The organism is Streptomyces sp. NPDC025784 (assembly GCF_055558435.1).
Window position 1 is genome coordinate 391,627 of the sequence record NZ_JBVHMN010000001.1, and the last position, 14,432, is coordinate 406,058.

The 14,432-nt window shown below is 70.2% G+C and carries 6 protein-coding genes and 1 pseudogene; 5 read left to right on the top strand and 2 right to left on the bottom strand.

The annotated features are described in order from the left end of the window. Positions 1-32: 32 nt before the first annotated feature. Both ACZ4IF_RS01695 and ACZ4IF_RS01700 read right to left on the bottom strand, forming a co-directional pair. Positions 33-1,403, bottom strand: a complete 1,371-nt coding sequence (locus ACZ4IF_RS01695; RefSeq protein ID WP_467558604.1) for a serine/threonine-protein kinase — start codon at positions 1,401-1,403, stop codon at positions 33-35. Continuing rightward, positions 1,400-5,908 carry an Hsp70 family protein gene (locus tag ACZ4IF_RS01700; protein ID WP_467558606.1) on the bottom strand — a complete coding sequence of 1,503 codons (4,509 nt, stop codon included), beginning with the start codon at positions 5,906-5,908 and terminating at the stop codon, positions 1,400-1,402. Before ACZ4IF_RS01700 ends, ACZ4IF_RS01695 begins: the two co-directional genes overlap by 4 nt. A 410-nt stretch (positions 5,909-6,318) precedes the next feature. Between ACZ4IF_RS01700 and lat the strand changes: the two genes are divergently transcribed. The 5 genes and pseudogenes from lat to ACZ4IF_RS01725 all read left to right on the top strand — a co-directional run bounded on the left by lat (position 6,319) and on the right by ACZ4IF_RS01725 (position 13,920). After that, complete coding sequence (gene lat / locus ACZ4IF_RS01705; RefSeq protein WP_467558608.1) at positions 6,319-7,659, top strand: L-lysine 6-transaminase; 1,341 nt, start codon at positions 6,319-6,321, stop codon at positions 7,657-7,659. Positions 7,660-7,748: 89 nt separating this feature from the next. Further along, a complete protein-coding gene (locus ACZ4IF_RS01710; protein ID WP_467558610.1) occupies positions 7,749-9,302 on the top strand; it encodes an aldehyde dehydrogenase family protein in 1,554 nt (517 codons plus the stop codon). Then, entirely contained in the window at positions 9,299-11,491 is a 2,193-nt protein-coding gene (locus tag ACZ4IF_RS01715; protein ID WP_467558612.1) for a thiamine pyrophosphate-dependent enzyme, read from the top strand. The genes ACZ4IF_RS01710 and ACZ4IF_RS01715 overlap by 4 nt, the downstream gene beginning before the upstream one ends. A gap of 22 nt (positions 11,492-11,513) precedes the next feature. Beyond that, positions 11,514-11,678: pseudogene (locus tag ACZ4IF_RS01720) on the top strand (NUDIX domain-containing protein); the annotation flags it as partial. A 349-nt stretch (positions 11,679-12,027) separates the two neighbouring features. After that, positions 12,028-13,920, top strand: a complete 1,893-nt coding sequence (locus ACZ4IF_RS01725; protein WP_467558614.1) for a DNA/RNA helicase domain-containing protein — start codon at positions 12,028-12,030, stop codon at positions 13,918-13,920. Positions 13,921-14,432: the final 512 nt, after the last annotated feature.

Sequence of the window (14,432 nt, forward strand, 5' to 3'; positions counted from 1 at the left end):
GGTGGCCGGCTCACCGGATGCGGCGGACGGGGCTACCGACGGGTGTTCGAGGCGGGGCGGCCCGTCAAGGAGCCTTCGGGCTCGGCGAGCACCAGCCTGCCCGCTTGACTGCACACCCGTGCGGTGACCTGCTGCGGCGACTCCTGCCGCGTGGCAAAGTGCCGCCGCAGCCCGGGGTCGGGTGCGTAGCCGTACCGGTCGAGGTAGTACGCGATCTGGTCGGACCAGACCCACGTTCCGTCGGTGCGGAAGATCGCGGGCACCACCCTGCCGCAAGCCGGCTCGACACGGTCGGGCTCACGCGGGAGAAGGACGACGGCACGCGCATCGCGCAGGCACTCCAGCAGGGCGGCCCGTTCCTGCGCCGAGACGATGCGCTCGTGCGCCGCGCCGATCGCCGGGCTGCCGTCGGGAGCATGGAGGTCGAACACGCGCGCCAGGCGCAGTCCGCCGGTCCGGCCGAAGCCGGTGAGCAGGTCCTGCGGCGGATCTCCGGCCGCCGATGCGGCCGGTTCGGGACGGGGCAGCGCGAGGCGGCTGAGGCGCTCCCGCACGGTCTGCGCGTCCTGCGGGCGCCGCTCGGGCTCCTTGGCGAGCAGATCGAGGACGAGCCGCTCGAATTCGGGGGTGACATCCGGCCGGTCCGCCCGGAGCGGAGGCGGCTCGTCCATCAGCTGCCGGACGGCGACGTCCCCCTTCGGTCCCTTCCCGAACGGCGGTGTTCCGGCGGTGAGTTCGTACAGCAGGCAGCCCAGTGCGTACAGGTCCGCGCGCGAGTCGACGCCGCGCCCCCGGATCTGCTCGGGGGCCGCGTACGGCGCGGTGCCGACGAACGCGCCCTCGGCTGTCAGCGACGTGCCGGCCGCCGCGATGCCACCCTCCAGAAGGGCCGCGAGCCCGAAGTCCAGGACTTTCACGGTGCGTCCGCCGGTGAGGATGAGGTTGGACGGCTTGAGGTCCCGGTGCACGACACCGCGCGCATGTGCCGTCGCCAGGGCGTCGCAGACCTGCGCGCCCCAGGCGACGACCTCGGCCGGAGCGGGGAGCCCTTCCCGCCGGACACGCACGTCCAACGGTGTGCCCTGGACCAGCTCCATGACGACGTGCAGCGGATCCTCTCCGAAGTCGTACACCGTGACGATGTTGGGATGGCCGGAAAGGGCAGCCGCGATCTTCGCCTCGCGTCGGAAACGGGCCGACAGGCGGGCGCCGCCCGGATCGGACCGGAGCTCGGCACGACGGAGCCGTACGGCGGAGCTGATCAGCTTGACGGCGACGTGCCGGTCGAGGCGCTCGTCCTCGGCGCTCCACACCTCCCCCATGCCCCCGGCCCCGAGCAGGCCGTGCAGCCGGTACCGTCCGGCGATCAGCCGGCCCTCGGCGGAACCCGTGGTGACGGTCAACGCAGGGCTCCGTCGCCACCGGCCTCGGACAGCCCGAAGCCGGCACTCGCGAGCAGCGGCGCCAGCGAGTCCACGGAGATCGCGAACGTCGCCGCTCCCGATCCGCGCTGCACCAGCAGGCCGACCACTTCTCCCAGTTCGTTGAGCAGAGGGCCGCCCCCTGCCTCGGGCGGCAGTTCCAGATCGGTGCGGAAGAGCTTCAGGCCGTACTCGGCGAACGCCTCGAATCCCTGGACGATGCCGGCCACGAGCATGTGGTCGGACGCGGCCCCCCAGACTTCGTCCCCGATGTTCGAGAGCCTGGGGAAGCCCAGTCGCAGCGGCTGGGCGGGCACCCGTTCGGCCAGAAGGACGACGCACGCGTCGATGAACGAGGATTCGGGACGGAACACATGTCGCACGGCGCATGCTCCCGTCGTCATGTGCACGGTGAGCTCCGAGGCCGACGTCTCGGGCCGGCAGCCGCCGGCCAGCACATGCCGGTCCGAGATCAGGAAGCCGGTCTCCGTCCGGCCGGCCGCGTCCGACACCTGAACCACCGCGGGGCGGGCCGATTCCAGGTACGACTCCGGGTCGTCCCGGTCCAGGACGACCGCCGGCAGCCTGGGGGCGTCCCTGCGCAGAGCCTCCCGGTACCCCGCGACGTCGCCGGTGCCGGCCAGACAACGCAGCCGTCGGCGCAGGTCCTCCGGATCCGTCAGCGGTTCGGTCAGCTCGTCGTGGGCGCGTAGTGCGCGCTGGTGGTCACCCGCGTCGTGCAGGGCCCGGAAGCGTCGCAGCGGATCACTGTCCGCGGCGGCCAGCGCCGCGAGCACGGCGTTCCAGCCGGCCACCCGGGCCATGCCTTCCCGCATCCGGTCCAGGTGTTCCGCGAGCCGCTCGGCGAGGTGTCGCCCGGCGTCGGCCCGGTCCGCTGCGGCCGCATGCCCCAGATAGTCCCGGACGGTGACCGTCAGATCACGCAACGGGCCCCGCAACGAAAGGAGTTCGGACTCCACGTCGGTCGCCTCGTTGCCGTACATCTCCAACAGCAGCCGCTGGCTGTGCCGGTCCAGCGGGCGATGGGTCGGCAGATGTGCTTCCAGCCGGTCCCGGAACTCCCCGCACAGCCGTTCCGGGTCGAGCTCGGCGGCCTCGTCCACGAGGCTGTGCAGCGTACGCCGGACCTCTTCCAGTTCCCGCTGCACTGCCTGCCGTTGCGCCATCTCCTGGATCTCGCGTGGTGACAGCAGGGTGGTGTCCGTGATCCGCACCGAGGTCGACCGGCCGGTTCCCTTGTCCACGGCGGTGACTTCGAGCACGCAGCTCGTGTCGATCGAGAAGGTCACCTCGATCTGCGGCTTCCCCTTCGGCAGCGGCGGAATGCCCTCCAGCCGGCACTCACCGATCTTGGACTGCGGGTCGAGTTGTCCGCCGTTGTAGACCTGCACCAGCACTGCTTGCTGGTTGTCCTCCGCCGTGGTGTAGACGTCCTGCCGCTGTGTGGGGATCATCGTGTTCGCGTCGACTAGGGTCGAGAAGCGCTGTCCGCCGGTCGTCCTGTCGACGACGCTGATGCCGAGCGGCAGCGGCGTGACGTCCAGCAGCAGGACTTCGCCGAGGTCCCCGGACAGCACCCCGCCCTGGAGGGCTGCCCCGAACGCGACCGCGGCGCGGGGATCAGGAAAGCCCGTCCGCCTGGACCCGAACGCCTGCTCCACGACACCGCTCACGAGCGGGGACAGCATCGGGCCGCCGACCAGCACCAAGTGCCGCGGTTCGTCGCCCGGATCGCCCCAGGACCATTCGTCGCGGGCCTTCTCGCAGACCCGGCGCAGCGTGTCCAACGGCTCGGCGAGCACGTCGGCGAGCTCGGTGCGGGTGAGCTCGATCCGCACGCTCGACCGGTCCAGGAACGCGTTGAGCGTGTACTCGGCCTCCTCCTGCGAGGACAGCGCGATCTTCAGGTACTCGGCGGCGATCTCCAGCCGCTGCCGCGCGAGGCCCTTGTCGGGGACGTCGAGCCCTTCGTCACGGAGCCGGTCGGCCAGGTGGTCGGTGATGGCCGCGTCGAAGTCCCGGCCGCCGTACTTGGTGTCGCCGAACACCCGATTCACTTCGTAGACGTTGCTCTCCACCTCGACGAAGCTCGCGTCGAGAGTGCCCGCGCCGAGGTCCAGCACGGCGACATGGCCTTCCAGGTCCCGGCGTTGGGACACCGCCATGCATGCGGCGGTCGGTTCGTGGATCAGCCGGACCAGGTCCACGCCGGCGATCCTGCAGGCACTTCGCGTCGCCGCCTTGGCGTTGTTGTGGAAGAAGGCGGGAATCGTGACGATCACCCTCGGCCGGCCGACGACGAGATCGTGCTCCTCCGCGGCCCAGTCCAGCCATGCGTCCTGGATCTCGCCCAGCTCGGCGCGGGCCAGCTCGGCGATCCGCTCCCTGACCCGGTCGGCGAGGTAGGACTCGACCAGGGTGCGGGCGTGCCCGATCATCCGTGCGGACACTTCTTCCGGCCGGTACGTGTGATCCCGGATCTTGAACCGGCTGCGACCGCCCATCCGGCGCTTGGCACCGCTGACATGCCCGATGATCCTGCGGGCCAGCATGGCGTCGGCGGTCAGCCCGACAAACTCCTCCCCCTCGTCGGACACGCTCAGCGTGGAAGCGAAGTAGGGCTGACCGACGTGCGGACAGACCACCGGCCGGTGGACCGTCGTGTCGTAGATGGCCGCCACGCAGGTGCTGGTGCCCAGGTCCATGCCCCAGATCCGGGAGTAGCGCTGGTCCACGTCCTGCTTGGCCTGCGCCGCCCACTGCGCGACCCGCTCCTCGAAGGCTCCGCGGCCGAGGGAGTCCGCGGCCTCCAGCGCTTCGAGGACCTGCTCCCTCAGGGCGCCGGTCACCGTGGTCTCGTCGTCGACGAGTGACCGCAGCAGGGGGCCCGCCTGCGAGTCGGACCCCCTCGACTCCATGGCGTCGAGGCAGAGGCGTACGAGTTCGTCGATGTCGCCCGTGCGACGCAGGAACCCGGGCAGGCGCGGGTCTTCGACCGCTTCGTCCCCGCGCCACCGGGTCAGGCACCGTGCGGCGGCCAGGGGGTCGTCGGCCTGTTCGTAGAGCGCGACGGCCTCCTCGTGGCGATCGGCCTGCTCGTGCAGGCGCGCCGCGCCGAGCAGGTCCCCGCCCGCCTCGCGGGCCGCCGCCCGGGCGGCCAGGCCTTCCGGCGAGTCGTCGTTGTGCAGAACCCGGTCGGCGTCCCCGAAGCGCTCGGCCGCACGGTAGAGGCGGTGCGCGCGGTAGTGCTCCTCCGCGTCCTCGGCGTGCCGGGCCGCTTCGAGCGGTTCTCCGGCCTCCTCCTCGAACCGGCTCCACCGGCTGTGGACCGATCTGCGGCCCTCGTCGTCGAGGACGGTGCCGAAAAGGTCCTGGAAGCGTCGGCGCTCGACCAGGGCCACGGCTTGGCGCAGTCCCTCCAGTTCCTCGCGCCGGCGGACCACCAGCTTGTCGGAGTCCGCCCGGTCGAGGCAGCTCAGCACCGCACGGGTCCTGCGTACGGCCTCGGTGCGTTCGCCCTGCTCGGCCAAGGCGTCGATCTCCGTGCGGCATTCACCTGCGAGACGGGCAAGGCGCGCGGGCTCGTCCGTCGGGCAGGTTTCCAAGGCGGCACTGAAATCACCGAGTTGTTCGTGGCAGTGGCTCACCCGGCCGGGATTTCCCGCCCGTTCGTAGTGGGGCAGCGCGTCCCCCGGTCCTCCCTCGGCCAGGGCCAGGTCGCCGGCCCGGTCCGACAGGCTCCGCACGTATGCGCCGTCACCTTCGGATTCGGCCAGCTGCAGGCCGTCCTGGACGTCCTGGAGCCGGGACGACCGCAGACAGCACGCGAGCGCCTCGCGTCGGCGGGCGGGAGTGTCCGCGAGCCGCACGGCGTCCGAGCCCCGCCCCAGGAACAGCCGGGTCTCGAACCGGTCCGGCACCAGATGGTGCGGCAGGTGGTCGAAGAAGCCCGCCCAGAGCCCGGCGTCCGCGTCCAGGCCGGTCCGTGCGGTGTGGGCCTCCAGGGCCGCCGACAGGACCGTCACGTCCAGCATCTCCTGCTCGTACAGGCGATGCAGCCATGCGACGAGTCCCTCGGCGTCCTGGGCCTCGCCGAGGAGGACCACCAGGCTGTGGCAGGCCCGGCGGCGGAGTCCGGGATCGTCCAGCCGGTCCGCGACGTCGATGACGAGGGCGAGCACCGTCGTGTCGAGATGACCGCCCAGGGCCGACAGTTGCTCCTTCTCGGCCTGGCCGAACGCCGAGGCGTACTCCGTGGCGGGCAGACGGGCGTCGTACCGTGCGTGCAGGTCTCGTGCCAGCGCCGGATTCTCCTGCAGAGCGAGCAGCAGCGCACGTACGTAGGCGGTGGCCGCCCGTTCGGCGTCGCGGCCGGCGAGCACCGTGGGCCGGAAGCGCGACTCGACCCCCTTCAACGCCCTGCGCAGCTTCCAGGAACCGCCCCCCGGCGCGCCATCACCTAACATGGCCCCCCCACTTCTCCTGCCGCGAACGGACGGCGTCGGTCCGAGGCCGCCGTGCCTGGTTCTCCCCACCCGGCTCTCGTCTCGCAAGGGACGGATCCGCGGGCCGTCACTCCATCATGCCGCTCCAGTCACCCGCTGTGCATGCGATTGGCGGCGACCCGGCCCGACCCTGCCGAGGCCGTGCCACCACCGACCGAGCAGAAGCAGCGGCACCGACGACGGCTCTGCTCGCCCGCGTCGTCGCCGTTGACGCCGTCGCGACGGCCGGATCAGCCCACCGTTCGACGCATCCACATCTATCGCTGCACGAAGCCTTGCAGCCTCGACCGCCCCATATCTAAAATATTTTCGCTGATTCTCGCGTTCAACGAAGTTTCTTCGGTAGACGGCTATCGAGAGTAGGTGCCTCCATGACGGTTGCCGCAGTGTCGACAGTCCACCCCGACGAGGTGCACGAGAGGCTCGGCCGGCATGTGCTGACCGACGGTTTCAAGCTTGTGCTCGACCTGCTCGACAGCCAGGGCTCGTGGATCATCGACGCGCGCACCGGTGGGAAGTTCCTCGACCTCTATTCGTTCTTCGCGTCCGCCCCGCTGGGGCTCAACGCGCGGGGCATCGTGGACGACCCGGAGTTCATGACCCTCCTCGCCCGAGTGGCGGCGAACAAGCCCGCCAACCCCGACGTCTACACCACGCACTACGCCGAGTTCGTCGAGACGTTCGCCCGGGTGCTGGGCGATCCGGACCTGCCGCGGCTGTTCTTCGTCGAGGGCGGCGCGCTCGCCGTCGAGAACGCGCTCAAGACGGCGTTCGACTGGAAGAGCCGCCGCAACGAGGCCGCAGGCCGCTCCCCCGAGCTCGGCACCAAGGTGCTCCACCTTCGGCGGGCGTTCCACGGCCGCAGCGGGTACACCCTGTCGCTGACCAACACCGAGCCCAACAAGACGGCCCGCTTCCCGAAGTTCGACTGGCCGCGCATCGACGTACCCGCGGTGCGCTTCCCCCTCGAGCGCCACCTCGCCGAGGTCGAGGAGGCCGAGCGGGAGTCCCTGGCGCAGGCGCGGCGAGCGTTCGAGGACAACCCGCACGACATCGCCTGCTTCATCGCCGAGCCGATCCAGGGCGAGGGCGGCGACAACCACATGCGCCCGGAGTTCCTGCAGGCGATGCAGGCGCTCTGCCACCAGTACGACGCGCTGTTCGTGCTCGACGAGGTGCAGACCGGGGTGGGGATCACCGGCACCACCTGGGCCTACCAGCAACTCGGCCTCGAGCCGGATATCGTCGCCTTCGCCAAGAAGGTCCAGCTCGGCGGCATCATGGCCGGCCGCCGGGTCGACCAGGTACCCGACAACGTCCTCCAGGTCTCCGGGCGGATCAACTCCACCTGGGGCGGCGGACTCGTCGACATGGTCCGGGCCCGCCGCATCCTGGAGATCATCGAAAGGGACGACCTGGTGGCCAATGCCGCTGCCGTGGGAGCGTGGTTCCTGACCGAACTGCGTGATCTCGAAGTCCGGCACACACCGTTGGCGGCCAACGCGCGAGGCCGCGGACTGATGTGCGCCGTCGATCTGCCCGACGGCGCCGTGCGCGACGACGTGGTGCGCAGGCTGCGAACCGAGGAACAGGTGATCGCATTGCCGTGTGGTGAGCGCACGGTGCGCTTCCGCCCTGCCCTGTCCATCACCCGGGACGAGCTCGGGTTCGCCCTGCGGGCCCTCGACCGGATCCTCGCCGGTCTCCACTGACCCGTACCGGACGAGACTGACCCGTACCGGACGAGCCGACCCCGTACCAGCCACCCCGGCCCAACCCACCCGAAAGGCAGGGCGAAGACATGGCCCGTTCCGTCGCCTCGATCGTTGCCGGCCGTCCGGTCGCCGGCGCTCCCGGCGGGACTCTGCGGCGCCCCAATCCCGGTCGTACCGCGGAAGTGGTCACCGAGGTCTCGCTCGGGGACGCCTCGACCTTCGTCGAGGCCGCCAGGGCCGCGAAGGCGGCTCAGCGGTCCTGGGCGGACGTCCCGGCGCCGGTGCGCGGGTCCGCGATCGGAAAGATCGGCCGGCTCGTCGAAGCCAACAAGGACCGGCTCGCCCGCATCGTCACCGAGGAGATCGGCAAGCCGCTGGCCGAGGCACTCGGCGAGGTCCAGGAGATCATCGACACCTGCGACTTCTTCCTGGGCGAGGGCCGCCGGCTGTACGGGCAGACGGTGCCCTCGGAGATGCCGGACAAGCAGCTGTTCACCTTCCGCAACCCCATGGGCGCGGTCGCTGTGATCACCGCCGGCAACTTCCCGGTGGCCGTGCCGGCCTGGTACCTCGTACCGGCGCTCGTGACCGGCAACACCGTGGTGTGGAAGCCCGCCGATTACGCCGCCGCGAGCGCCAAGGCCCTCTTCGAGCTGTTCGTGCACGGAGGGGGCTTGCCCGACGGCGTACTCAACCTCGTCCTCGCCGACGGGGAGCAGACATACGCCGGTCTGGAGGCCTCCCTCGACGCCGGTCTGGTCGACAAGGTCGGCTTCACGGGGTCCACGCTCGTCGGCCGGAGGATCGGCGCCCTGTGCGGGAGCCACCTGCAGACCCCGTGCCTGGAGCTGGGCGGCAAGAACCCTCAGGTGGTCACCCCGAGCGCCGACCTCGACCTGGCGGTCGAGGGGGCGTTGTTCTCCGGGTTCGGCACCGCGGGGCAGCGCTGCACCTCCCTCGGGACGCTCATCGTGCACGAGTCGGTGCACGAGGACTTCCTCGCCCGCTTCGACGCCGCGAGCCGCGCGGTCCGGATCGGCGACGCGTTCGAGGACGTCCTCTACGGCCCGATGCTCGACGAGCGCTTCGCGCAGCGCTACGAGACCTTCCTCGGCTGGATCAAGGACCACCACCGCACCTACGGCTCGGACGGCATCGGGCGGATCACGGCCGCCAACCCGCGCAAGGGCTTCGTCGGGGACCCTGAGGCGGGCATGTTCTACCACCCGGTGATCGTCGACCGAGTGCGCCGCGACGACGACCTGTTCCTCAACGAGACCTTCGGCCCCATCGTCGGAGTGACGACCTACCGGGACTTCGACGAGGCCCTCGATCTGGCCAACGCCCATGGCTACGGATTGTCCGCCGCGATCTACACCAACGATCCGCACGAGGTATGGACGTACCGGCGCGGCATCTCCGCGGGCATGGTCAGCGTCAACAACACCACCTCCGGAGCCGAGGCCCACCTTCCCTTCGGCGGCAACGGCAAGTCGGGCAACGGCAGTCGACAGTCTGGGCAGTGGGTGCTCGACCAGTTCACCCGCTGGCAGTCCATGAACTGGGACCACTCCGGCCGTCTGCAGAAGGCGCAGATGGACGTGGCCGCGCTCGAGCCCGACCTGTCCTTCCGTCTGTGAGCGCCGTCGAGGAGCTGGAGCGGCATTTCCGCGAGGCGGTGGCCGGTCCACGGTCTGCGGACGCGGCGATCCCGCTGCGCCACGCCGGCGGACTGGACACCGGTACCGCGCTGGACCTGTTCGACGCGCAGTCGGAGAGCCGGCACGCCGACGCCGCCGCACGCTGGATGCAACAACAGGGCCGCGGCTACTACACCATCGGATCGAGCGGGCACGAGGGCAACGCCGCACTCGCCCTCGCCCTGCGCCCCACCGACCCGGCGCTGCTGCACTACCGGTCCGGCGCCTTCTACTGCGCCCGCGCCCGGCAGGCCGGCGGCGTCGACGCCGTCAGGGACATGCTGCTGGGGGTGGCCGCCGGGGCCGAGGAGCCGATCGCCGGTGGACGGCACAAGGTGTACGGGCGCCACGAACTGGCCGTCATCCCGCAGACGTCGACCATCGCCTCCCACCTGCCCCGAGCGGTCGGCGTGGCATGGAGCATCGCCCGCGCCAAGCGCCTCGGCACCGAGTGCGCCTGGCCCGACGACGCCGTGGTCTGCTGCACCTTCGGCGACGCTTCCGTGAACCACTCCACGGCGGCGGGCGCCATCAACAGCGCCTGCCACGCGGCCTACCAGGGCCTCCCGATGCCGATCCTGTTCGTCTGCGAGGACAACGGCCTGGGCATCAGCGTTCCGACACCGCACGACTGGGTGCGGCAGGCCTACGGCCGCCGGCCTTCTCTCACCTACTTCGCCGCGGACGGCTGCGATCCGCGAGCCGCCTTCGACACCGCGCGCGAGGCAGTGACCCACGTACGCAAGAACCGGCAGCCCGCCTTCCTGCACCTGTCGATGGTGCGCTTCCTCGGCCACGCGGGCTCGGACGCCGAAGCCGCCTACCGCACGCCGTCCGAAGTCGCCGCGGACCTGGAACGCGACCCACTGCTGGCCACGGCCCGGCTGCTCACAACGGCCGGCATCCTTTCACCGCGGCAGGTTCTCGACCGGTACGACGAGGTGAGCGGACGCGTCTTCGCCGTGGCCAAGGAGGCCCTGGAGAGCGAGCCCCTGACCACCGTCGCGCAGATCACAGCCCCCATCGCACCCCGCCGCCCCGCCCTCGTGGCGGCTGCGGCACGCCGTACGACCGAACCACCCACAGCCCCCGTGGGCGAGCCCGTCACCGTCGCCCAAGCCATCACCCACACACTCGCCGACCTGCTCGGCAGCCATCCGGAGATGGTCGTCTTCGGCGAGGACGTAGGCCGCAAGGGCGGCGTCTACGGCCTGACCCGGGGCTTGCAACGGCGTTTCGGTACGGCTCGGGTCTTCGACACCCTGCTCGACGAGCAGTCCATCCTCGGCCTCGCGCTGGGGGCGGGCCTGTCCGGACTCCTGCCGGTCGCCGAAATCCAGTACCTCGCCTACCTGCACAACGCCGCAGACCAACTGCGAGGCGAGGCCGCCACGCTCCAGTTCTTCTCCCAGGGCCAGTACCGCAACCCCCTCGTGGTCCGCATCGCCGGCTACGGCTACCAGCGTGGCTTCGGCGGCCACTTCCACAACGACAACGCGCTCGGCGCCCTGCGCGACATCCCCGGCCTGGTCATCGCCTCCCCCTCCCGCCCCGACGACGCGGCGGCGATGCTCCGCACATGCGTGGCGACCGCGCAGGTGGACGGCACGGTCAGCGCCTTCCTGGAGCCGATCGCGCTCTACCACACGCGAGACCTCCAAGAGGAGGGCGACAACGCCTGGCTGGCGGCATACCCGCCCCCCGCAGCCCACGTACCGATCGGCCGGGCCCGCACCTACCGCACAGGCACGGACCTGACCCTCGTGACCTTCGGCAACGGCCTGCCCATCTCCCTGCGAGCCGCACGCCGGCTGGATCGAGAGGGCATCGCCGGCCGGGTCGTCGACCTGCGCTGGTTGGCCCCCCTCCCACTCGACGACCTCCTGCGGGAAGCCCGTGCGACGGGGCGCGTCCTCGTGGTCGACGAGACCCGCCGTACGGGAGGCGTGTCGGAGGGAGTCGTGACCGCCCTGGTCGATGCCGGATTCACCGGGGCGATCAGACGGGTCGCGAGCGTGGACAGCTTCGTCCCGCTGGGGAATGCAGCTCAGTTGGTACTTGTGTCGGAGGCGGACGTCGAGCGCGCCGCGACCGAGATGCTCTCCGCAGGCCCGAATATTCAGAGGTGATGGCCGGCTGGTCGGGCGGCCGTGGACACCGGTGGGTTCGAGGCGCTCGCGGATGATGCGCGAGCACTCCCAGGTCCGCTGGGTCGACGCAGACGCAATTCCCGAGGAGTTCGTGGACACCACCGTCAGCGCCCTCCGGCGCTGTCTGGCTCATGGCCCGCAGGCATGTCTGGCTGGGTGGGACTGACGGCCACGTTGGCGGGCCGAATCAAGAAGGGCCTCCTGACAGCACACCGAGAATCAGTCGGAGGTGATCTTGAAAGCGCTTGCTCGGTGGTGGAGAAGGCAGGAGCCGTCCCGACATAGGAGAGACAGTCCACAACCCCGCCCGAAATCCGCGCGCCACCAACCACAACACCGCCGCACCACCCGGCCGAGCCAAACCCGCCCATCCCCTCCTCGTGACCACACGCTGACCTAGGATGGCGAGCACCATCTCAGCGGCCCGACGGGCTTCCTGATCCGCCTGCCGGCGGACACCGGAGGACATGCCCCCACCCGCACGAGTCTTCTTCGTGCTGCCTGGGGGCGTTTTCTTGCTGTTTCGTGAGGCCGCGGCGTCCGTGGCCGCCCGCATCCTCGAAGGGTCGCTGGCGCTGCATCTGACCGAGAACTTCCGTCACCAGCACGGCCGGAGGCCCGCACCGGCGGAGATGCGGTCCTGGGAACGCAGCCTGCCCGCGCTCGCCAACGCACTCATGGAGGCCGGGCTCGACGACGTCGAAGTCCTCGTCGAATACAGCCTGCCTCTCACCAGCAAGCGTGCCGACGCCGTACTGGCCGGCGTCCACCCGGCCACAGGCGAACCGTCTTACGTCGTCGTGGAACTCAAGCAGTGGAGCACGGCCTACCCGGAGGAGGACGAGCCACTGCTGTGCCGGATCGACTCCTACGCGGAGCCCGTGCTCAACCCGATCGAGCAAGTGCGGGGCTACTGCGAATACCTGCTGTCCTTCAACGGGGCGTTGGAGCGGATGCCCAAGTCGCTGGCCGGTGTGGCGTTCCTCCACAACGCGACCGAGTTCGGGGTGGCAGGGCTGCGCGGCGTCGAGGAGGACCAGCACGGCCGGATGTACACCGGCGAACAGCGCGGCGCCTTCCTCGACTTCCTTCGCTCACGGCTCGCCGCCAAGCCCGGCGCGCAGGCGGCGGACCTACTGCTCGACGCCAAGGTACGGCCGTCGAAGCAGCTGATGGCCGTCGCGGCGGCCGAAATCCGCGACCGCGAACAGTTCGTGCTCATCGCCGAACAGCGGATCGCCTACGAGAAGGTGATGTCCGCCGTACGCAAGGCCAAGCGGTCCAATCACAAGCAGGTCATCGTGGTGACCGGCGGCCCCGGTTCCGGCAAGAGCGTGATCGCGATGTCCCTGTTGGGCGAGCTCTACCGACGCGGGGTGCCCGCTCTGCACGCGACGGGGTCCGCGTCGTTCACCAAGACGATGCGGAAGGTCGCGGGAGACAGGAAGCGCGAGGTGCAGCAGCTGTTCAAGTACTTCAACAGCTTCATGGACGCCGAACCGAACGACCTCGACGTACTGGTCTGCGACGAGGCCCACCGGCTCCGCAAGACCTCCGCCAACCGCTACACCAAGGCTGAACTGCGCACCGGCCGCCCCCAGGTGGCGGAGCTGATCGACGCGGCCCGGGTGCCGGTGTTCCTCCTCGATCAGCACCAGGTGGTGAGACCCGGCGAGATGGGAACCAAAGAGGAGATCCAGCGGGTCGCCGCCGCCCAAGGCGTGGACTGCATGGTGGTGGAACTGGACGGCCAGTTCCGGTGCGGCGGCAGTGAGGCGTACGAGAAGTGGGTCATCGACCTGCTCGGCCTGGACGACGGAACACCCCACCAATGGGAGCCGGACGACAAGTTCGAGCTGCTGACCGCGGAGAGTCCTCAGGAGCTGGAGGACTTCCTCGTCGCCCGTCGCGAGGAGGGCTACGGCGCGCGGATGTCGGCCGGCTACTGCTGGAAATGGACCACGAAGATCACCCCGGACATGACGGCGCTCCCCACCGACGTCACCATCGGCGAGTGGGCTCGCCCTTGGAACGTGTACGGCGACAGATCTCTACTCGGAGCGCCGCCCGCACCTCTCTGGGCCACCGACCCGGCAGGCTTCGGCCAGGTCGGCTGCGTCTACACCGCTCAGGGCTTCGAGTACGACTGGTCGGGCGTGATCCTCGGCCCCGACCTGGTGTGGCGCACGGACCACTGGGTCGTGGACCGCTCGGCGTCGAAGGACCCCTCCTTCACCAAGGCGACATCGGACGATGACATTAACCGGCTCATCCGCAACACCTACAAGGTGTTGCTGACCCGCGGCATGATCGGCACGATCGTCTACTCGACGGACCCGGAGACCCGCGAGAAGCTGCGGTCCCTCATCCACCCGGCATCCGAGGTCGAGGCACCGGTGCTCGTGTAGTCCCGCGTGCGCGAACGGTGGTCATCCGTTGTCAGAGCGACGCCCGTCGAGAGCGTGGGCTACGAGTGCGGCTCCGAGGCGCCTGCGGACACGGCGGAGGGCGGCGACGGGGAGCCGGGATCAGGTGCATGCAAGCCATCTGGGGAGGGTGTTGCGGCTGATTCTCCCCAGAGACTCCCCACGGGCCTTCTGGATCACGGGATTACCGGCTCCGCCCCAGCTCAGGGGCAGAAGCGGCAGACGAGTCGGGCTATACGCCGGGGAGAGTCACCGCAACGCTATGACCTGCGTAAACGCGCAGGGAGGGTGCCTGCGTGGCTACCTTGACGGCTACGTAAGGAGACGCCCCCGTCGCGGTCGTGAAAGCTACGCAGTCCGCGGAACACCGTTTCCAGCAGGCACCACGGACGTGAAACCCGCTATCGCCGAGGCATCCGGCATCGAGACTGCGAGAGACATGACGGATGCCCCTGGTGGCGACGCCCGCTCTGTCCACTGCTGCAGTACCGACG

Excerpts from the sequence above, each read along its gene's own strand:
- ACZ4IF_RS01710 (WP_467558610.1), top strand. The coding sequence starts at position 7,749 with ATGGCCCGTTCCGTCGCCTCGATCGTTGCCGGCCGTCCGGTCGCCGGC.
- lat (WP_467558608.1), top strand. The coding sequence starts at position 6,319 with ATGACGGTTGCCGCAGTGTCGACAGTCCACCCCGACGAGGTGCACGAG.
- ACZ4IF_RS01700 (WP_467558606.1), bottom strand. The coding sequence starts at position 5,908 with ATGTTAGGTGATGGCGCGCCGGGGGGCGGTTCCTGGAAGCTGCGCAGG.